This window comes from Bacteroides sp. AF32-8BH (genome assembly GCF_003435205.1).
Lineage (GTDB): Bacteria > Bacteroidota > Bacteroidia > Bacteroidales > Bacteroidaceae > Bacteroides > Bacteroides ovatus.
Map to the genome: position 1 here is coordinate 156804 of NZ_QVLZ01000010.1, position 22035 is coordinate 178838.

A 22035-nucleotide genomic window follows, 5' to 3' on the forward strand; every position below is an offset into this window, starting at 1 on the left:
ATATACCAAAAGCGAGAACAATTATGGCTAACCCCAGATTACCGGGCATTTCCGAAAACGAGCAAGCCTTATTGTATGCCAAATTGAATGAGTACAACCGAGGCAGAGCCTCTTTTAAAGAGGTAGGAGTCTACCTGGTGGTGTTGCCCCGACCGGGGAAACCAAATTATTCCCTTTGGCTGTACTCTCCCCTGCTCGAAAAGCAATCCATTCTTTATATACATGACCTGTCACCAGACATCAACGAATCCCTGCGGATGGCCAGCACGATGTTTTATTATTCGAAGCGTTGCATCATCCTGGTAGATTACAATGAGAAAAGAATGCAGAGTAACGGTGACGATCTTATCTTCTTCGGAAAATACCGGGGACATTTTCTACATGAAATCCTCAAAATAGATCCCGCCTACCTAAGTTGGGTAGCATACAAATTCATTCCCAAAATACCGAAACAGGAACGTTTCGTCAAAATAGCACAAGCTTATCATTCCATACACCTGGATATAATGATAAGAAAATCAAGGGAGAAGCGTTCATCCAGCCGTTATCTGGGAGAATTAGGAGAAAAGCTGACAGACTTAAAATTAAAAGTCACCCGGGTAAGATTGGAAGACGATCCGTACAAAACAAGAGTGAACGGCACTACCCCACAGTTTTTTGTCAAGCAGGTACTGACTTTGACCGATGCCAGTGGAAATTTAGTCACCATGAGTATTCCATCAAAAAATCCCAGTGCGGTTTCATGCACTCTATCCGGGATAGAACATGAATACCGACTGGGAGATATTATCTACGTTGCATCGGCGAAAGTATCGCGCCGATACGAAAGCTATGGTTCAAAATACACGCGCCTTAGCCATGTGAAGTTCGCAAGCCTCAACGTTTAGTCCAATCGTCTTTGACAAAACTTGCCGGATAAGAGATTTTATCCACCACACCGTCTTTCTGACGAATCCAGGATGTGAATGTACGGGCACCCTCATCCAATACGATGATACGCGCACCATTCGGCAAATGGTTATATTCCGTATTTCCACCGGTAAAGCGTCCATAAGCCAGAAGGATATCTTTCCACATCACTGCATAGTCATTATCGTGGTCGTGTCCTACAAACATACCCATCACATCACCAGCTTCTTTCATCGCTGCAAACATTCCTGTATTCAATTTAGGCGCACAAGCTTCCTCCATACGAGTTCCACGAAGAATTGCATTTTCGCTACGGGCAGCTTCATTGTATTCAGGAAGAGGAATATGGAAAAAAGCAAGAGCCGGCAGAGGCTGTCCGCCGTTTTGCACTTTATAAGCCGCACTCTGTTGACGATACCAATTTATCTGGTCGAATGTAAGCCATGCATACCCCTTCACATCTTTCAAAGGAGAATAAGAGTGAGAATCCATGCAATATAGCAAAGCAGCATCCTTCTTTAGATTGGAAGACGATTTCACTGTCAATACATAATCCGGCGATAAAACTGTTCCGCGATCAGGCAATAAATTGCCGGGAACTTGACGGATGATATCATATAACTGTTCCCGTGTCATTCCCTGTTCATTGTCATGGTTACCAAAAGTGACCACAAAAGGTAGTTTACGTTTAACTACCGGTTCCAGTACCTGCAACATTCCGGAATCCGCCGGAGCAGAATAAACAACATCACCGGTAAATATCACCAAATCCGGACGTTCGTCATCAAGCACCTGATTAATACGTTCCAGAGCTATATCTGAAGCCCGATTTCCATATTTAAAATGCACATCGGTAAATTGCACAATCTTGAATTTACCATCTTTGCTAAATTTCAGTTCACTCTTCTGAGCCATACAAAAAGTCGTTACCAATAAGAAGGCAAGTGTTAAGTAAATTTTAAAAAGACGAATCATAATTATTTGTTTTAGGGGGTTAAAAAATCTTCTCTATCAGCACAGTAGCATAAGCCGATATACCTTCTTCACGACCTGTAAAACCGAGTTTCTCGGTAGTAGTCGCCTTAATGGAAATATCATCCATATCAATCCCCATAACAGTTGCCATCGTCTCCTGCATCAAAGGAATGTGCGCTTTTAACTTCGGGCGTTCGGCACAAATAGTTGCATCGATATTGCCCACTTTATATCCTTTGGTAGCAATCAACTCCACTGTTTTTTTCAGCAGTATCTTGCTATCTATATTCTTAAATTCTCCTGCCGTATCGGGGAAATGATAGCCAATATCACGCATATTCGCCGCCCCCAACAGAGCATCGCAAACAGCATGCAATAATACATCAGCATCCGAATGCCCCAGCAATCCTTTTGTGTGTTCCAAAAGAATGCCACCCAGCCATAACTCACGACCTTCGACCAACTGATGTACGTCGAAACCAAAGCCTACTCTTATCTTCATATTTTATATAACAAATGAGTACTAATGAATAAAAAAAGATCAACGAATATAGAAATCCAGCAGTTTTTCTCCCTCCAGATAACCTTGCAAACGCTGTCCGATACTAACAGGACCTACACCCACAGGAGTCCCAGTAAAGAGCAAGTCACCAATTTTCAAAGTTACAAACTGGCTTACATAAGCGATTATATCATCTATCTTGAAAAGCATATCTGCCGTACAACCGCGCTGCACTTCCTTACCGTCGATCAACAAATGAAAGTCAAGATTCTGAATATCCTTATAGTGCTCCACCGGAACAAAAGTTCCAATAGCAGCCGACGAATCAAAACCTTTGCAAAGCTCCCAGGGATTACCCTGCTCACGGAACTTTCGCTGAAGGTCACGAGCCGTAAAGTCGATCCCTACAGTCACTGCATCATAATAACGGTTAGCAAAGCGGGGAGCTATATTTTTCCCCAATCGATTAATACGAACCACCAGCTCCGTTTCATAATGTATCTCTTTAGAAAAGTCGGGAATGAAAAACGGTTTGCCATCCTTCAGAATAGCAGAATCAGGCTTCATAAAAATCACCGGCTCCGTATTTACTTGTGTATGTCCCAGTTCTTTGTTATGCTGGGCGTAGTTCATTCCTACTGCAATAATCTTCATTATTTCTCGTTAAAATTCAATCGGTTAAACATAACAGCCAAATGAGCATATAGAGACGTATTCTGCACCACTATATTCTCGGGTACACGGATTCGGAAAGGAGTAAAGTTCCATACGGCTTTTATGCCTCCGTCTACCATCTTATCTGTAATTTCCTGAGCAATATTAATAGGTACGGTCAATACACCGATATTTACATCGTATTCTTTCATCTTTGCTTCAAAGTCATCGGAATGAAAAATAGGAATACCATTCAGGTCTTTTCCCACCAGTTCCGGATTCACATCAAAAGCAGCCACAATCTCCAGTCCGAAATGATGCAAACCAGAATCCCGAAGCAAAGCAGCCCCCAGGCTACCTACACCAAACAAGAAGGCTTTGTGCATATTGGTAAATCCAAGAAAACTCTCTAACACCTCAATCAGCGCATCAATATTGTATCCCACTCTCGTACGCCCCGAGATATTGACGTATGACAAATCCTTGGCGATTTGGGAAGCGTCAATATTTATTTCCTTAGAGATTTGTGTAGAAGAGACATACTGCTCCCCTTTTTCTTTCATTAGTTTTATATTGGACAGATACCAGGGAAGTCTGCGCAAGGTAGGCTCCGGCACTTTATCCGCCTCTTTTCGTATATAAGTGCTCATACTTCTTACAAAATTTGGTATTTTGCAAAAGTACATTATTTTTTGAGACTGACAACCCTATAACAGAAAACCTTAATAGAGATTAAACAAAACGATGAAAAGAGACTCAAATTTTGCTCTTTTCGATAAGTTTAATACTTTTGAAAAGGATTAAAAATGACAAGTATGAAAAATAATGATTGGAAAGATAGATTGAACGTTGTGTACTCCACGAATCCTGACTTCGGTTATGAAATGGATAACGATGAAGAACAGGTTACCCTCGACAAAGACAAGCAAAACCTGCGAGTTTCCATTGACAAAAAGAACCGGGGTGGTAAAGTGGTAACATTAATTACCGGATTTGTGGGTACGGATAATGATTTGAAAGAGCTAGGCAAGTTACTGAAAAGCAAATGTGGAGTAGGCGGTTCAGCTAAAGACGGAGAGATAATGGTACAAGGAGATTTCAAGACCAAGATCATAGATCTACTCATCAAAGAAGGATATACTAAAACCAAAGGTATAGGAGGTTAAATTAAATAATACAAGAAATGAGAAAAGTAATATTATTCTGTGCGACAACACTATTCTCACTGTTGTCATTCGCACAAGAAAGTGATGCGGATATTGTAAAGGTAGGTGACAATATACCTGCCTTCACCCTTCATTCAACAGCAAATGGCACCATAAACTCTACAGATCTAAAAGGGAAAGTTGTATTAATCAATATTTTCGCTACCTGGTGCGGCCCTTGCCAAAGCGAACTGGCTGAAGTTCAGAAAATACTCTGGCCTAAATATAAAAACAACAAGGATTTCTGTATGTTAGTGATCGGTCGCGAGCATACAGACGACCAATTAGCGGAATACAATAAAAGAAAAGGGTTTACATTTCCCCTCTACCCGGATCCCAAACGGGAAGTTACAGGTAAATTTGCCACCAAAATGATTCCCAGAAGTTATTTAATAGACAAAGAAGGAAAAGTAATATCAGCTACTACCGGCTATGAAAATGGAGCCATAGATACGCTGATGAAGCAAATAGATAAAGCATTGAAGTAGTCCCTATCCTAAGATATGCCTTAAAGAAAAAAGAGTCCGGTGCAATACCGAACCCTTTTCCCAAATTTTACATATAATAAATCTGACTTTGTAAGTAGTACTTAACAAGATTTGAATCAGATTATTCAGCTTTCAAAGTGAAACGCTTGAAGTCAACAATCTTCAGTTCAGGATCAGCAGCAGCCAACACTTCTCTTACAGTCTTCTTAGCGTCCATGATATCTTCCTGGTTCAGCAGGCAAACTTCTTTCAAGAACTTAGCCAGACGACCCTTAGCGATGTTCTGAATCATTTGTTCAGGCAAATGTGCAGCCTTTTCAGCAGAAACAGTAGCAATGATTTCTTTTGCTTTCGCTACATCTTCAGCTGTAATCCAACCTTTAGCCATATTGCTTTCCATGTGATCTTCGCTGTCTACATGAGCCGGGTTGATGTTAGCCTTCTTCAGAGCAGCTTCTACAGCCTTCTGTACCTGTTCTGCCTTTGTCTTTTCGATAGCTACTTCGATTTCTTTTTGCTTCACTTCTTCAGAAACACCATCCTCATCAATAGCGATCGGATTCATAGCAGCAATCTGCATAGCTACTTGCTTAGCCAACTGCTCGTCAACGTTCTTGTTAAAAGCAACAATCGTACAAAGACCATTTCTGTTCATGTGGTTGTAAACAGCAGTGCTTGCGCCTTCTACAGTCATGTAACCATCAAGTTCCATTTTCTCACCTGTGATACCGCTACGGTCAGTCACTGCATCCTGTACAGTACCGTTACCCATCGGCAATGCTTTTACTTCGTCCAATGTCTTGCATTTGTTAGCCACAGCAAGATCAAGAATATCCTGAGTCAGTTTCACAAAGTCAGCATTCTGAGCTACGAAGTCAGTTTCGCACTTCAAAGCAATGACAACGGCATAGTCACCAGTAGTCTTAGCCAAAACGCAACCTTCAGAAGCCTCACGTTCAGAACGCTTAGCAGCAACAGCTTGTCCTTTCTTACGGATAATCTCCATTGCCTTGTCGTAATCGCCATCAGCCTCTGTTAATGCATTCTTGCAATCCATCATACCAGCTCCGGTCATTTTGCGCAGCTTGGTAATATCAGCCATAGTTACAGCCATAATAATTTCCTTTATTTAAATGAATAATAATTTTCGAAACAAAAAATGTGCCAATCTGCCAATCAAGATGCAAGTGTATAACAATACCCTTGCACATTAGCAAATTGGCACATTTTATATATTAAGCCTCTTCGTCTTCCTTGATGAAAGCAGCAGCTTTAGCTGCGTTGATAGCTTCTTCGTCAGACTTGTCGAGTCTAGCTTTTACTGATTTCTTCTTGCCTTTGTTAGCAGGAGCTTCACCAGCTGCTTCCATGTCGATCTTTTCAGCTTTTCTTTCTTCCAAACCTTCGATCATTGCAGCGCAACAAGCATCCAGGATAACTTCTATTGATTTAGTAGCGTCATCATTAGCAGGAATTACGAAATCCACGTTTGAAGGATCAGAGTTAGTATCAACGATACCAAATACAGGGATACCCAAACGGTTAGCTTCGCGAACTGCAATATTTTCTTTCATTACGTCGATTACGAACAATGCAGACGGCAGACGAGTCAGATCAGCGATAGACCCCAAAGTCTTGTCCAATTTTGCACGTTGACGAGAAATCTGAAGAACTTCTCTCTTAGAGAGGTTAGAATATGTACCATCGTTAGTCAATTTATCGATAGTAGCCATTTTCTTCACAGCCTTACGGATAGTCGGGAAGTTAGTCAACATACCACCCGGCCAACGCTCGATTACATAAGGCATATTAACAGATTGAGCTTTCTCAGCTACAACTTGTTTAGCTTGTTTTTTAGTAGCAACAAAAAGAACTTTCTTGCCAGATTTGGCAATCTGTTTCAAAGCTTCAGCAGCTTCGTCTACTTTTGCAACTGTTTTGTGGAGGTCAATGATATGAATACCATTGCGTTCCATGAAAATATAAGGAGCCATTGCAGGGTTCCACTTTCTCTTAAGGTGTCCGAAGTGGCAACCAGCCTCCAATAATGTATCAAAATTTGTTCTTGACATCTTGTTTTTTCTTTAAATCGTTTACTTTCTTTTTTGTTTTTTCTAAACCAACCGCTGGGTAGTCTATGAGCAGAGTCCCAGTAGTTTAGATACTAAACATATTCCTCTATCAGGCAGCACATTAACGCTTGCTGAACTGGAATCTTCTACGAGCTTTCGGCTGTCCCGGTTTCTTACGTTCAACAGAACGAGGGTCACGAGTCATGAAGCCTTCTGCACGAAGAGCAGCTTTATCTTCAGCGTTCATCTTAACCAGTGCACGAGCAATTGCCAAACGCAATGCCTGAGACTGACCAGTGAAACCACCACCACACAAGTTCACCTTGATGTCATACTTCTCAGCAGCACCCAGCTTGTTCAATGGTTGTTTTACAACATACTGAAGAATAGTTGATGGAAAGTACTCTGCAAGGTCTCTCTTGTTAATAGTAATCTTTCCTGTACCTTCGCTTACGAATATGCGTGCAATAGCACGTTTACGTCTGCCTAATGCATTTACTACTTCCATTATATCTTATTTATATGAATTAATATCAATCATTTTCGGGTTCTGAGCAGCCTGTTTGTGTTCGCTACCAGCGTAAACATACAAGTTATTCAGCAATTTAGCTCCCAGGATATTCTTAGGAAGCATGCCCTTCACTACTTTTTTCAGTAATCTCTCTTCACCGTTCGGTTTTGTAATCAAACGGGCAGGAGTCATTTCTCTCTGACCACCAGGATAACCAGTATATGACAAATAAACTCTGTCATTCCATTTGTTACCAGTCAGTTTTACTTTGTCTGCATTGATGATGATAACGTTATCACCGCAGTCTACGTGAGGAGTAAAGTTTGGTTTGTACTTTCCTCTCAGCAATTTTGCAACTTTTGCTCCCAGACGACCTAAAGTCTGGTCTGTAGCGTCAACGATAACCCATTCTTTGGTTACAGTCGCTTTGTTTGCAGAAATGGTCTTGTAACTTAAAGTATCCACTCTAATTTTGTTTTTTAAATGTTACTACTAAAAATTTTCTTCACCACTCATTAGTCTTCCCCGGACAAAGGAATACTAACTTGCTATGAATTAATCTCTTATCATTTTGTGATAATAATCGGCTTGCAAAAGTACGGCTTTTCTTTGAATTGGCAAACTATTTTTGTATATTTTTCCAGTCGCCTATTCTATTGAGAGTCTTCTTAATACCCATTATTATTCATTCCATTGAGTTTCGGATTACTTTGTATCTCTTTCAGAGGGATAGGGAAAAGTTCATGTTTACCCTCCGTAAAATTCCGGTAAGCCGGATATGGTTTGTTCTCTTTCTGATTGACGGAACTGATCTCACCAAACAGTTTCAGAGCCTTGCCCAGTACTCCCCAACGTATCAGATCATATTTGCGTTGTCCTTCAAAAGCCAGCTCAAAGCCACGTTCCCAGTAAAGAGCTGTACGAAACTTTCCTTCCGGTGTAGAGTCGTCGATGAAAGTCAGGTTATGTGTCTTTTTCCGTGCGCTCATCATTTCATCATAATTCGCTTCTGTAATAGAAGTTGCTTCAGCACGTGTACGTACGCTATTCAGCAAATCCCATGCTTTCTGTCTGTCCGTTCCCGTTTCATTATACGCTTCGGCAGCCATTAATACCACATCAGCATAACGCAAAGGGCAATAGTTCACATCCGCATAATTGATATTCTTGTTCCATGACTCTTTCGGCATCCATTCCCGGCGCCATTTTCCCACATACCAACTTCCTGCGCTTCTTTCCTCTTTTACATGCTCTTTTTTAGTACCATTCCAAGTATAACGATAGGTGCAAATAGCAACATCACGACGTTTATCGCTCGCTTCGAAGAAGTTACGCCATTCGGGAACCACTATAAAAAAGCCGTTGGCACGTCCCATATACTGATTTGCTTCGGATGCGGAAACTCCGGTAGGTTCCGCTACCTGCGGGCCGTTATAAATTCCCCATGCTCCACCATTACGACGTCCTTGCGAATGATAGAAAGCAATCTCCCAAAGACTCTCCTTATTATTCAGTACCCCCTGCGAGTAGCTTTTAAAGAGTGCCTCATAACCACCGTCATAAAAATCATGGTACCCTTTCTTTTCAAAAGCCTCCCACTCCTTTATCACAGCATCGAAATATTCCATTCGCTTACTGTCCTCCGGACGTTTCAACTGTCCATTCGACTGAAGGCTATATCCTGCACGCTGCAAATAGACACGCATCAGCAATGCACGGACAGCTCCTTGCGTCACCCGTTCGGGACTGGAAGAAGCAGTTGCCCAATCCAGATTGTTCTTAGCGAAAGTAAGGTCAGATATAATCTCGTCATAAATCACTTCCCTGTCCACACGTTCACCAAAAGCAGATTCGTAGGATGAAGAATAAGATGTTTTGAAAGGCACATCTCCCCAATATCTCACCAAATCAAATGCGAGGAAAGCACGCAGAAAGCGAGCTTCTGCTTCCAATGCTTTCAGACGGGTATTTTCTGCGTATCCTGTCATGCCACAAATTCCGTCAATGGTGAGGTTAGCCCGGTCGATTCCCTCATATTTCAGTTTCCAGATACTTTCAATCCACGTATTCGTGGAGTTTAGCTGATAATGTGCAATATCGTGAACCTGATTGTCAGACTGCGTACGAGCCGTATAATAGGTATCGTCCGATGCGGGAGAAGCCATTTCGTACCAACCGTAATGATTAAAGTCCGACAATGAACTATATATTCCCATCACTGCCATTTCCGCTTTATCTTCCGAATCGAAATAGCGGTCCCGGTCATATTTTGAGTTAGGTTCTTCCGTTAGCAAATCCTCGCAAGAGGAAAATCCTGTTGCCAACAAGGCGAATACGGCATATAATAGATGTATCTTTTTCATGATTACTATGTATTTAAAGAATTAAAATGCTACGTTGAGACCAAAAATAAAAGAACGGCTAAGCGGATACGCTCCAAAGTCAACACCCGGTGTCAAACCGCTTTTCATCGTAGAGACTTCCGGATCGAAACCTGAATACTTGGTCCAAGTTAACAGATTATTACCAGTGGCATACAAACGCAAGTTCTTCAATCCTACCCTTGCAATCAGGTTTTTAGGGAATGTATATCCCAAAGTCACATTACTTAGTTTCAAATAGGAAGCATCCTCCACTGCCCATGAATGAATATAATTGTCTCCTTGTTGAGCATCATGATAAGCAGCTACGGTTTTACCAGCATTCAGAGCAGCCAGTTCTCCGGGATCTGTCACTTTCTGTCCATCCGAATTGATGGTCATCCAGCGATTAGAGCTATTCATCACGTCCAATGCGTTGTAGTTCAGGCTACCCACCTTACTGGTAACCAGTTTGGTCGCATTCAACACTTCGTTACCATAGCTGAAAGTCAGGAATATACTTAAATCAAATCCTTTGTAAGTAAAAGAATTGTTCAAGCCTCCGTAGAATTTCGGTTGAGCGTTACCAATGACCGTTTTATCATTTTCATCAATCACATTATCATCTCCGGTCAAGTTCTTAAACTTCCACATGCCCGGACGAATCTGACCTTTATCACCATGATAAGGTACACCATCTTTCAGGGTATAGGTCTGTGTAGAAGCATCATAATTGAAATCATCTACCTGATACAGCCCCTCGGTGATGTAACCATAGAACTGTCCTAATGGTTCTCCGACAGCAATACGATGGGTATTTTGATTAAAGCCGAACTTGGCTTCATAGAGTTGCACCGCCTCACCGGTCAATGCTTTCACGGAATTTTTATTGTGCGACAGCGTCAGTGTAGTGTTCCAACTAAACTTCTTTGTAGAGAAATTCACAGTATTCACAGTCAGTTCCACACCTACATTCTTCGTTTCTCCGGCATTAATCAACATACTCTGATAACCGGAAGAATAAGGCAGCTGGGCGTTAAGCAGCAAGTTACTACTCCTATTTATATAGAATTCGGGTGAAATGGTAATGCGTTGATTCAGAAACCCTAAATCGACCCCCATATTAAAAGTCTTGTTCGCTTCCCACTTCAGATCGGGATTCGGTATCTGCTTGGAAGCATAACCGGGAGTAAGCTGATCTCCCATAGCTGTGGTGATAGAAGACATCAAAGCAAGGCTGTTATAGCTACCGATTCTGTTGTTCCCCGCCAAACCGTATCCGATACGGAATTTCAAGTCGGAAAAAACATTCAGTTTCTTTATAAAATCCTCCTCACCTACACGCCATGCTGCCGATACAGCAGGAAAGTATCCCCATTTATTATTCTTTCCGAATTTAGAAGACCCATCCGCACGGAACGTCGCAGAAAACAAATACTTATCGGTAAAATCATAGTTGAGACGAGCAAAGAAAGAGAGCAGATTATCATCATAGTTTTCATCGGACGAAGCAACGGACGGAGTACCCAGACTCATATCTCCCAAAATGAACTCATCGGTAGGCAACCCACTGACACCGGATTCGAGCACACGAGTCCAGCGTTTTACAAATTCCTGTCCCAATTGTACCACTACTTTATGTTTTTTCTGAAAACGTTTGTCATAAGTCAGGACGTTAGAGGTCTGAAAACTTCCGGTCTCTGTATTTCTGATAGAGCCGTAAATACCGTTGCGTCTTCCCATTATAGATTGGTCGCCATAGAAAAGCTCCCGGCGATAAAGTTGATAACGCATACCCGTATTGTTGCGGAAGGTCAATCCTTTGATGATTTTGAAAGTCAGTCCGCCATTGGCTTGCAAAGTGCGTGTTTCCTTATTATCCTTTTCTTCAGCGGCGGCAATCAATGGATTCTGCATCACGTTTCCATCCGCATCGCTTAATACAGGATCTTCTCCTGCCAACAAATCCGAATCACTACCACGTATACCAATAGTAGGACGGTATTGCAAAATCTGAACCATTTTATTAAACTTTGCATCTACATTGCTTCCGCCCTCATTCGTACCATTTCCGGCAACACCTGCTCCATAGACTTTCAAATAATCAAAATTGATACGTCCTGTAACGGAGAGCCGCTTATTCACTTCGCTTTTCACGCTAAGCGCAATATTATGTTTGTCGCTGCCGCTATATACCATCGCACCTTCATCCTTGAAGTAACCATAAGACATATTGTAGTTCAGCTTATCATTACCACCGTTGACGCCTACCCGGTAATTTTGCGTAACGGTAGTGCGTCCCATCGTACGATCCAGCCAATCGATACCTTTACGATTGCCATAGTTCTCATGAAGATCGACAAAACCACCGTAACGATTTTGCCATGACCGCATACTTTCCTCGGGATCAGTAGCATCCCCTAATGTTCTTTCATAATCCGCCAACACAAATTCCTCTACACTTAATACATCCAACCGCTTGGCAAGCGTACGCACACCTACATAAGAATCGAAAGTAAGTGTTGCTTTTCCTTCTCCTTTCGCACCGCTTTTGGTAGTGATTACCACTACGCCATTTGCTCCACGGGCACCGTAAATTGCTGTTGCCGAAGCATCTTTCAACACATCAATACTTTCAATATCGGCAGGATCAAGGCTGGACATACCATCTTCCGTCGGAAATCCGTCGATAATATAAAGCGGTTCGTTGCTTTGCGTAATTGATATACCGCCACGAACACGCACTGACATCGTAGCACCGGGCTGACCGTCTGTCTGTATAATCTGTACCCCTGCCATACGTCCCGCTAAAGCCTGGGTTACATCAGACGAAGGAACTTTGAGCAAATCGTCGCTTCTCACAGAAGCCACGGAACCGGTCAGGTCTTTACGCTTTACTGTTGCATAACCGATAGCTACCACCTCATCCAACAATACCGACGCAGCCTTCATGGTCACATCAATCTGTTTCCTTCCTTTCACGGGTACTTCCATATTTTCCAGTCCGATAAAAGAGAAAACCAAGACATCTTTCTGCGGATCACTAACGGTAATGGTGTATTTACCATTGATATCGGTAATGGTACCCGTGTTTTGTTTTCCTTTCACGGTCACATTTCCTCCAATCACTTCCAAGCCTTCGTTGTCCACCACCTTTACCGGTAACGGTCAAACTCTGGGCATAAATGCCGGATACACCGACAAGAAGCAACAAAATGCAAATAATTCTACTTTTCATCATATTCTGTTTGTTATTTATATTCACTATGTTTCATTGTTTATCATTGATTTACTACCCGGGTAGATATAGGACTCCGGTCGGTCATTTCTACCACCTGATAAGCTCCGTCTATCTCGTCGTAAAGCAACGAGGAACCCGTATATTGTCGAGAGTAAAAATTGCCATTCAACGCAGGATTGTCTGTTCCATAACTAAATACTGCTTGTTCGGTGCGATGACTCACTGTCAGCTCCGGAGCCTTAGAAGCATCCAAAACCGCTTTGATCGTCCAGTCGCCTACGTTAAAGGTATCACCGTCACGGTTAATAATAGAAACAGCCTCATCTCCTATCTGAATAATAGCCAGGAAACGGGTGGCAGAACAACCGTCAACCCGTGCAGTCAAGTGCCACTGGTTGGGATACTCTGCTCCGGTGATGGCGGGCGGCACTACAAAACGATCCGTTTGGGACAGCGTAAAAACATGTCCTCCAAAAAGTTGTGTCACAGCCACCCATCCTTTGGTCTTATTATCTGTAGACAACGTTTTCTTTACCGCATCAATCTTAAATTCCGTAGGACTATGCAACAGCCACTCCCAGCGGACAGCCTCCGATGCCTCCAATTCATCATACACTATTACTGTATGAGGATGAAGCATCAACACGTGCCGGCGGTATTTAGTCAACGGAGTGGCACCGAATCCATTTTCAGGCGTCTGCTCAATACCTGCCTGCTTGAAGTAGTCAACCCACATCGGGTCATTGCTGATACTTCTGTAAGCATGTGAAGCATCTCCCAAACAGTAACTAATATGCTGTCCGCCCATAGCACGCATCACACTGCCATAACCTTCGGCAGAATAAGGTTGCCCGATGCCGTTTACCAACAGTGAATTATGCGCCCTCGTATGGCGATAGGACATCAGATTGTGAGCATCGCTAAAATTCTGATAATAGCCTGTACTGCGATACACATCGACACCCTTATACAACAGATTAAAAGCATTCTGGCTGGCAGTAGTGTGACTGCCGGATCCGAATGTACTGGATCGAAACGAGAGTGCAAGATCTTTTTCTACATCTTCCGGTGCACTGTGCATGGCTACTTCACCGGCATCTTTATACCACACCATTTTATCAGCCCCGGCAGGAAAAGCTGTGTTGTAATCCTGCTCGGTACACATCCGGTAAAGACGCAATTCATAATCCCGGCGCAACAGCTCCCGACATTCTCCGGCATACCAACCGGCATAGGAATCACCCGTTTCACACGCCAGATAGTCAGCAAAGGCGGCAACCAGACGGTTGGGTTCACTACCCTTTTCACTATTGTCACCAAAGCCATTGCTTTTCGATCCCGGCGGACAAGTATAAACCAGCGAGCGTCCGACATTCTGATACCACGGATGCGATAGATAATCGTACTGACTGATGAATGAAAGAAGAGACGGCATATACGCCAAAGTCAATATATTGGCACTGAAATAACCTGTGCCATTATGCCATATACCGTCACGATTGAAGCCGGAGGCAGGAGCTCGGGCTGTCCACAATTCATAATAATACTCCATCATGGGCAGCACTTCGGAAGAATAGGCCGATTTGTCGTAAAGCGACAAAGCCACTTGAAAGAGGATGCGCATATTCTGCTGCCAAAAATGATTATCAAAGAGATGGTTTTCCTGAAAACCGCAATTTACCTTGTAATAGTAACGTGCCACACGCATCATCAGTTCTTCGGCAGCAGTACGATCGGAAGCAGACAAGTTATTATAAAGCAGATCGTAGGCTGCAACAAGACACCATGCGATGTTGCTGGCAGTAAAGTTGGATGCAAAAAGCTGTCCGTCAGCAGGGGGAGCGGCAATCAACGCTTCGAGAAGCTGGCGTAACTTTTCGGCATAAATTTCTTTTTGGGTTAAATGATAGGCCTGATAAAGATAAGTGGCATGTTGCCGGAGCTCTTCTGCACGGCTATATAAATCAGTCATTCCGGTGTATTCGGCTTTCAATGCCTGTGAAGCACGACTTTGTAATTCTGCATATTCAGGGTGTGAAGTGACACGGTTACGAGCCTCTCCGATACGGTCGTCTAAAAAACAGTAAATACGAGGATGCAGACGGGGAGCATTTGCTAAGAATGTCTGAAAAGGAGGTGTTACAAATTCCGGTGTATCATTCTTTACTTCGAAACGATAGATAGCACTCCATTCACCGGGCGTAGTTCCATTAAGATTGGTGGAACGAAAGCGCCAATACCATGTGCCGACCTCCAAACGACGATGAAGATTATACATACACCATTCCTGCGGTTCGGAAAGTAGCGTTTCAGAACTGTTGAAATCTTCAGTACGCGAAAGGGAAAATTGCAGTCTTTCGCCCGTCTTCATAGCTTGAGGAACAATAAGAGGAGCAGGATTCAGATACAATTCATTATCTGCTTTGGGATAAGGTTGCGTTCGTATTTTATCCTGATAGGCATCGGGAATTCCGGCAGGCGTCTCTGGCTGCGTACTGTCCGGTTCGGGCAGCGAGTCAGATGTACAGCTACAGAACAGCTGTACAATGAACAAAAGAAAAACCGATAGGCGAAATGTGGTGTGCATATTATTTTCTTTTCTAGGTATAAGATTAGAGGGCTATTTTCAAAAGTTTCAATGTAAGAAGAAGGTAAAGCGGGATGGGGGGATCCCACTTTCCTTGAATTTCTATTGAGTAAGGTCGAATAGTGACTATTTAAAAATCGTAATCATTGGACGGCAAAGAGCTTGTTGATTAGCCTTTCCTTTCACATCAATACCTGCCTCTTGTGCATCAATTACACCATTGTTTACATTAATACGTACCCCTGAAACATTACTTTGGTTATTGATAGTACTGGAAGCATAATTCACCGTAGCAATCGTCTCCCTATCAAACATTTTACCATTGGCAAATTCAAATTCCGGAAGGTTTCTGAAATCTTCACTACCAGTAGCAGGTACTCCTTTCATAGTAAACAATGTACCCATGAACGCACTCAATTGCGACAATGTAGGAATATACCATGCACTCAAATTCTCACTGCTAAGAGAATGTTCTCCCACCCATTTTTCATAAGTTGTTTTAAACGCCACGTCTCCAATACTTGTTAACAACGCCTCCGTAATCTGTGTTCCATTAGTCATACTTGCTGCTGTCTCAACCAAATTTGTCAACACACCGTCAGGATTAAGAGATTGACGACCAGCCGCTACATTCTCAATCGCTACCGCATATCCGACAATTGTCTTGCTCTGAAGTGCTACAGGATAATTAGCCGGCACATCATCACCAATAGCCTCCATCTTGAAAACAATACCAACAGCATCCGCTGCGTCACGTACCACTTTACCTTCAGCATTGATATAGCTACCAACTTTCATTTCCAATGCTTCATAATCCGGATCCACTCCTACTTCAATGTCAAAGTTTCCATCTCCGATTTCAAATTTAGCCATAATCTGCATATTAGCATCCAAAGGTAATGTATTTGCCGGTATTTTAATCTCTTTACTATATCCGCCACTCAATGCCATGGTTATTTCTTCTGTAAATTTACCTACATTTGAAGGAGCAAAAAAGAAATTAGCGAACCAATTGCCATCCGCAGAAGCAAAACTTGCATTTGTATAAGTCACAGGAGTCGTAGCAGAACATTTACCCTCTAAAATATCATATCCACTCAAAGTGTTATATGTTATTTCCAGCTTATCAGCTTGCGCAGCTACTTCCGGATTCTTCGGTTTTACGCTCACATTGGCAAACGGCCGCTTCAATATCACACTGGCATTAGCAATCGTTTCCAATTTTCCGCAGAAAGCGTCGCTGGCTGCCATCAACGCATCATTTGTCAGATCGAATGATGCAGTATTATATCCTACTGCTCTCAAATCAGCAGTGTTATATACTTTATTAGCAGCACCGCTTTCCGGTACGTATTCAGCCCAAAACAATGCTTTCGACACTTCTTTTTGTTCATCTACAGAAATAGTGAAAGATACCTTACCGTTTGTAACCGGTTTAGTTACCTGATCGCCTATCTTATTGCCATCAGCATTCAGTAATTGCATGATACATTGCATCGTATAACCGTCAGGAATGGTAACCGCACGGCTAAAGACGTTATTTACAGGAGCCTGTACAGAGATAGTAACAGGAGCATTGATTTCTGTTCCGTTGTCCGAAACGATTTCTTCTTGTCCACAGGATACGAAAAGCACTACGAACAAAGCCATTAGCGAATAAAATAAGTTCTTTTTCATGATCTTAATTGTTTTATGGTTAAGCAATTCTTAATTGATTTATCTATTTTATAATTCTCCAAGGTCTACTTCCAGATCACCGTCATAATCGGGGTCGATCCCTATTCCTCCATTGGCATCGGAAGTCAGGAAGTTACCACGTACCGTTGTGTTTTTGCCCCGTTCGCAAGGAATACGGAAAGCAGTACGTGCCAGCACTTCATTCTTCTCATTCAATATTTCGAGCTCTACAGGAATAGAAACGGTTTCTCCGACATCGGTCAACACATAGTCGAATCCCAGTTTCAGTTCTTTCGTACCATCGGCAGGGCGTTCAAAGGCCACTTTATATTCCATGTACATGAGCGAGTTCTTGGGTACATCGTCCCACAAATTGTAGCCGGTAGGCAAATAATCACTGTACTTCACACGAGCGGTAAAACTTTCACCTTTCAGTCCGCCTGTGGACAGTTTATTGAGAAACGTTGCCACATCTTTAGCCACCAGTTCATAGCGTGCTACGGGGCGATACAGTTCAACGTCAAGACTTGTTTCAGCTCCCCAATGATTGCGGAAAGAAGTCAGATCCACCATAGTAGAAGCTGCAAAAACATCTTTATAGCGGCTATTCCCTATATACTTTCCGGCAGGAAGGATAAAAGCCAGATTCTTGGCATCGTAGACAAGTCCCTGTTCCGGTGTCTCCGCATTCACATAATCGGCCCATACCAGGATGCGGTAATTACGGGCGTGCAACTTCATACTAACAGACAGACTGGCACGATTAAAATCCTCTTCATATACCGTTTGCCGTGCCGCCACCTGTCTATCCAGATAGGCTTCCACGATGAAACGACGCAGATACTTGGTTTCTGACGCACGGGTGATGGTCACCGGTGCTCTTTCTGCCAAACTTAGATTCATTGCCAGATTAAGGTTGAGTGTTACAGCTGTCGGGTCCACTCCCAGTTCTCCTTCGGGAGTCATTTCCGGTTCTTCGTGCAGGCTGCATCCATTCACCAGCAGGGTGATGAACAACAGGAAAGTGCACTGTGCCAGTATATATAAATTTCTTCTCATATTGTTATCTTATTTATATGTATGTTCCTATCTAAGGTTAGAAGCGGTAGACCAACGATGCTCCCACACGGGTTATCCCCCAGTAATGACGGACACGCGTATCCAGCTGTGCGCCGTTGTCTACATTATAATAGGTGTTATACTTCATGTTGGCATATCCCACTCCCAGATTAAATTCCGCTCCCCAGTGTTTGGAAAGAGGGAGTTTGTAACCGTAGCTTATTCCGGCTCCCAACAGCGGACGATCCGTATCTTGATAACGGTCATCGTTCCACTTTACGTTAAACCATGCCACGTGGGCGTGCAGTCCGACAAAGTGTCCCCGTCCTGTTTCATTTCCTATCCACCAGCGGGCTTCAGGTTGCAATGCTACCGTACGCACGCCGTGCTTATCCCCCAAGTCCCACAAACTGCAAGTCAACGGCAACTCTACCGTGATCTTTTTATGCACCTGCATTTCCACGGCAAGGTTCAGCAAAGCACAAGCATCATATACTACATTCGTTTTCAGTGCCAGATAGCATTGACCATCAAAGGCAGTCGCTTTCTTTCCTGTATTCTCTTTGCCGGATTGGTGTTTATCCTCCTCCTTTTTTGAAGAAGTCGCAACTGCTGTTTCCAGCTTTTTCCCGCCGGGCTTGTAAACCGTAGTTTCCTCCGGAGCTGCCGAAGTCTGTACACGGGGTTTACCGGGAGTCTGTGCCGACAAGACGGTTATGCCCGATAATGCAGCCAACAGACATATAGTTCTTATATTAAAAGTAGAGTGTCTCATATATTCGTATCTTTCATGTTCATTGATCAGATTTCCAGTTCGGGCACTGTATCCCTCATTACCGTTTCGTACCCATCCTCATTGATGACAGTAGCTTCACCTTTATAAGTGATATTTACCTTCTCTTGAGTACTGCGGATAAAGAATGAAGGAGCACCGTCGGATTTCAGGTTAACACTGATTAGCCATCCGCCCACTTTGATACGTCCGTCGGACAAGATTTCGGGATCTTTGGCAGGATATTTCAGTGCATGTGTATTGATGACAGTGGCAAAACGATATACTTGTGCCTTTTCCGATGTAGCGGTGAAATGCCAGTGATTAGGATACTTCTTGAACACCCCTTTGTCATCAGCACGGAGCCAGTTGACTGCCGGATAGAAAAAACGGCTCGTCGTATCTGTCTGCAATGTTCCGGTGGAGAAAAGATAAGCGTCTGATGCTCCTCCGCGGTTCGTGGCTTGAATATGCACGAAGCGATGATTCGATTGATCCACTGTCATGGGATTTTCTGTGGTATGCAGCAAATAACTCCAGTTTACAGGTTCGTCTGCCACGAGTTCGTCATAGATAAAGATGAGTCCTGTCTTTCCCAAATTGACAATATGACGGCGGAACGTTTTCACATGGTTCTCATCCCAGCCATTTTCGGGCGTATAATGCACCTCCGACTGTTCGCCGCGTGTCAGCCAAAGCGGTGAAATCACTTTTCCGTAAGCATTGGAAGCATCGCCTAGCACATACCCGATCTTCTCGCTGGCATAATAACGGGGAATCCATCCATATCCTTCCGTACCGATACGTTGTCCCATACCGTTCACCAAAATCGTATTGTGAGCACGTGTGGCACGATGGCACAACATACTATGTACGTCGGTAAACTCAATATGGTGTCCGCTACTGTAAAATAATGGTTTTCCACCATAGAACGTATTGAAAGCATTCTGATTGGCAAGTGCATGAGAGGTAGAACCATAAGGGCTTGACCGGAAACTCCACATCGCATTTCCACCTACTCTGTCCCAGTTCGTTTGGAAAGAGGCAAGTCCTGTTGCGGGGAAGACGTATCCTGCAGGGAGTGCTGTCAATCCTTCACCTTCCGGCAGAGGTTTATCACATTGCAGGCGAAACCAGGCCAGATCACCGGGCTTACTCAATAAGGCTTTCTTCATATAATCCGGTTCCACTTTCAATGTGCGGCGTACGAAATCAGCGGCATAAGTGTTTCCGGTAAGGCGTGCCAGCGCATCCAAATAACCTATACGGATACTGTTTGGACGTGCCACATTCTGATGCGAACTTCCGTTTCCTCCGGATTTGGAAAAAGGAGGCTGCTGGAAGATGGTATACATGATATTTCCCTGATACCAAGGATCGGAAAAGAAGTCGTAACCGGTCAGTTTGCTATAATAGTAAGGCACTTCTACTAATGTACGGGTGTTGACCGTAAAGTAAGAATCGCCATTGTGCCAGCCACCGTCTTTGTTCAATCCGGGGAAACGTGCTAACCAGACGTTATAACAGTAATCCACCCATGTGTTGGCTTCGGGCAGATCGCCATATACACTGAATGCCGCCATTGTAAGGATGCGAAGTGTCATTTGCCACACATGATTGTCGGCGATGTGGTTCTCCATCCTGTTATTAAAGTTCTCATACATTTCACCACCTTTATTTTTGATGGCTTCCAGCAATGCTTTCTTTTGTGATGTATTCAACCGGTCGTAGAAAGAATCATAAGCCATAGAGCAGAGAGACAATAAGCTAGAAGCATTAAAATCTCCTTTCACATTCTTATCTTTATCCCAGTCGGCCATGATAAATACCCGTTTGATGGCTTCGTCAGCATATTTAGTATCCTGCGTCAGCAACCAGGCCCGTATCAATGCTTCGGTATTTCCCTCTTCCGCATCGATGATGCGACGGCTCTCACGAGTGAGGTATGAATTTATCTGCATCTCGTTCTTCAGATTCTTCACCTGCGAGACATTAATATCTTTCACTGATTTCATTGGAGTCTGAAGTACCTGATCTGCACGCTCAAGATACCATTGCCTTTCTGCCTTTTGTTTGCTGTGATTTATAAAGTCCTTCCATTCGTTCTTCATGATCCACACACGCGGATGGTCGGCAGGTAGTTTTGCCAACACTGTTTTCAATGAAGGCGGACAGAATTTGCCCGAACGATCTTCTACGGTGACTTGCTGTGTGCTTCCCCAAGTCACTTGTCCGTTTTCTACATAACCGAACTGCCAGTACCATACCCCCGGCGCAAGCGGTTGTTCCGGATTATAGAACGGCCAACGAGTTTCCACCTGAACAACTCCGGACTTCAATCCGGCATCCTGCGAATAACGTAACCGATAGGTAACCTTTGTTTTATCTACCTTCTTTACTTTGTGTTCGAATCCATCCAACGGACTGTCCTGCGAGTTCATGTCCGAACGGAGCGGCCATTGGAAAGAAACCGCACGGTCATTTACCACCGCTTTATCAAGAGGATAAGGAGTGGCACGCATTTCATGCATCAACGTTGTTTCCGTCAACTTGATGACTGCTTGTTTTTGCGCATGTGTCAGCTGTGCAGCCACAGACAAGATTACGAATGAAATCAATAATACTTTTTTCATGATATCAAATGATTGGTTTTTCTGTAGGCAAATGTAGATAAACTGTCCGAAACGGAACTTTCAATTCATTTCTTCCTTCTCTGATACTGTCTAATAGGACTTTGTTTTCGTTCATTTCAACTTAAAATTCGTCCAAAACAAGCGTTACAGGAAGCTACAAAGAGGGTAAAAGGGTAAAATAGCCCCCAAAACAGAATGACTGGAATTGATAGAAAGATGAAGGTTATTAGTTCTTGTTTAGGTTTTCACCACAGAGGACGCGGAGGACACAGAGGTGAATTTGGTTTATGACTTACGGTGGTGACCCTAATTTTGATGCGTAATCCTCCTACTATAAAGTTGAAAAAACATAAAAGCATCTGCCACCTGCATGAACAAGATTCACCTCTG

General features: G+C 43.2%; 17 protein-coding genes and 1 pseudogene. 3 read left to right on the top strand and 15 right to left on the bottom strand.

Going from position 1 to position 22035, the window contains the following annotated elements; translation table 11 throughout:
* Window positions 1-23 precede the first annotated feature (23 nt).
* Window positions 24-887, top strand: coding sequence for a hypothetical protein (locus tag DWZ47_RS09175; protein ID WP_008776696.1), 864 nt, complete (start codon window positions 24-26; stop codon window positions 885-887).
* Here DWZ47_RS09175 and DWZ47_RS09180 read toward each other — a convergent pair.
* Genes DWZ47_RS09180 through DWZ47_RS09195 form a run of 4 tightly spaced genes read right to left on the bottom strand, consistent with a single transcriptional unit; the run spans window position 877 to window position 3690 of the window.
* Window positions 877-1884 (bottom strand): metallophosphoesterase family protein, encoded by a 1008-nt coding sequence (locus DWZ47_RS09180; protein ID WP_004297211.1) that lies wholly within the window; start codon window positions 1882-1884, stop codon window positions 877-879. The genes DWZ47_RS09175 and DWZ47_RS09180 overlap by 11 nt on opposite strands.
* A gap of 19 nt (window positions 1885-1903) precedes the next feature.
* Window positions 1904-2386 (bottom strand): 2-C-methyl-D-erythritol 2,4-cyclodiphosphate synthase, encoded by a 483-nt coding sequence (ispF, locus tag DWZ47_RS09185; RefSeq protein WP_117512893.1) that lies wholly within the window; start codon window positions 2384-2386, stop codon window positions 1904-1906.
* 39 nt (window positions 2387-2425) lie between these two features.
* Window positions 2426-3040 carry a fumarylacetoacetate hydrolase family protein gene (locus tag DWZ47_RS09190; protein WP_004297209.1) on the bottom strand — a complete coding sequence of 205 codons (615 nt, stop codon included), beginning with the start codon at window positions 3038-3040 and terminating at the stop codon, window positions 2426-2428.
* Complete coding sequence (locus DWZ47_RS09195; protein WP_008650453.1) at window positions 3040-3690, bottom strand: redox-sensing transcriptional repressor Rex; 651 nt, start codon at window positions 3688-3690, stop codon at window positions 3040-3042. The genes DWZ47_RS09190 and DWZ47_RS09195 overlap by 1 nt, the downstream gene beginning before the upstream one ends.
* Before the next feature lie 165 nt (window positions 3691-3855).
* On the opposite strand from DWZ47_RS09195, the gene DWZ47_RS09200 reads away from it, so the two are divergent.
* Together DWZ47_RS09200 and DWZ47_RS09205 are read left to right on the top strand one after the other, a co-directional pair.
* Window positions 3856-4206 (top strand): translation initiation factor, encoded by a 351-nt coding sequence (locus DWZ47_RS09200; RefSeq protein ID WP_004305562.1) that lies wholly within the window; start codon window positions 3856-3858, stop codon window positions 4204-4206.
* A 17-nt stretch (window positions 4207-4223) separates the two neighbouring features.
* Window positions 4224-4733, top strand: coding sequence for a TlpA family protein disulfide reductase (locus tag DWZ47_RS09205; protein WP_117512895.1), 510 nt, complete (start codon window positions 4224-4226; stop codon window positions 4731-4733).
* A gap of 121 nt (window positions 4734-4854) precedes the next feature.
* Here DWZ47_RS09205 and tsf read toward each other — a convergent pair whose 3' ends face one another.
* From tsf to DWZ47_RS09260, 11 genes and pseudogenes are all read right to left on the bottom strand, one after another.
* Window positions 4855-5847 carry a translation elongation factor Ts gene (gene tsf / locus DWZ47_RS09210; RefSeq protein ID WP_004305564.1) on the bottom strand — a complete coding sequence of 331 codons (993 nt, stop codon included), beginning with the start codon at window positions 5845-5847 and terminating at the stop codon, window positions 4855-4857.
* A gap of 121 nt (window positions 5848-5968) precedes the next feature.
* On the bottom strand, window positions 5969-6805 hold the full coding sequence (gene rpsB, locus DWZ47_RS09215; RefSeq protein WP_004305566.1) for a 30S ribosomal protein S2: 837 nt from the start codon (window positions 6803-6805) through the stop codon (window positions 5969-5971).
* Between the two features lie 121 nt (window positions 6806-6926).
* Window positions 6927-7313 carry a 30S ribosomal protein S9 gene (gene rpsI / locus DWZ47_RS09220; RefSeq protein WP_004297203.1) on the bottom strand — a complete coding sequence of 129 codons (387 nt, stop codon included), beginning with the start codon at window positions 7311-7313 and terminating at the stop codon, window positions 6927-6929.
* Window positions 7314-7319: 6 nt separating this feature from the next.
* Window positions 7320-7781 (bottom strand): 50S ribosomal protein L13, encoded by a 462-nt coding sequence (gene rplM / locus DWZ47_RS09225; RefSeq protein ID WP_004297202.1) that lies wholly within the window; start codon window positions 7779-7781, stop codon window positions 7320-7322.
* 203 nt (window positions 7782-7984) lie between these two features.
* Complete coding sequence (locus tag DWZ47_RS09230; protein ID WP_117512897.1) at window positions 7985-9679, bottom strand: RagB/SusD family nutrient uptake outer membrane protein; 1695 nt, start codon at window positions 9677-9679, stop codon at window positions 7985-7987.
* A 21-nt stretch (window positions 9680-9700) separates the two neighbouring features.
* Window positions 9701-12917 (bottom strand): annotated as a pseudogene (locus DWZ47_RS09235) (SusC/RagA family TonB-linked outer membrane protein).
* Window positions 12918-12957: 40 nt separating this feature from the next.
* Window positions 12958-15504 carry a DUF4962 domain-containing protein gene (locus DWZ47_RS09240; RefSeq protein ID WP_117512899.1) on the bottom strand — a complete coding sequence of 849 codons (2547 nt, stop codon included), beginning with the start codon at window positions 15502-15504 and terminating at the stop codon, window positions 12958-12960.
* A gap of 126 nt (window positions 15505-15630) precedes the next feature.
* Window positions 15631-17181 carry a hypothetical protein gene (locus DWZ47_RS09245; RefSeq protein WP_117512901.1) on the bottom strand — a complete coding sequence of 517 codons (1551 nt, stop codon included), beginning with the start codon at window positions 17179-17181 and terminating at the stop codon, window positions 15631-15633.
* A gap of 48 nt (window positions 17182-17229) precedes the next feature.
* Window positions 17230-18240 carry a DUF6562 domain-containing protein gene (locus tag DWZ47_RS09250; protein ID WP_117512903.1) on the bottom strand — a complete coding sequence of 337 codons (1011 nt, stop codon included), beginning with the start codon at window positions 18238-18240 and terminating at the stop codon, window positions 17230-17232.
* A gap of 37 nt (window positions 18241-18277) precedes the next feature.
* Entirely contained in the window at window positions 18278-19015 is a 738-nt protein-coding gene (locus DWZ47_RS09255; RefSeq protein ID WP_117512905.1) for a DUF3575 domain-containing protein, read from the bottom strand.
* Between the two features lie 26 nt (window positions 19016-19041).
* Entirely contained in the window at window positions 19042-21645 is a 2604-nt protein-coding gene (locus DWZ47_RS09260; protein WP_117512907.1) for a DUF4962 domain-containing protein, read from the bottom strand.
* Window positions 21646-22035 lie beyond the last annotated feature (390 nt).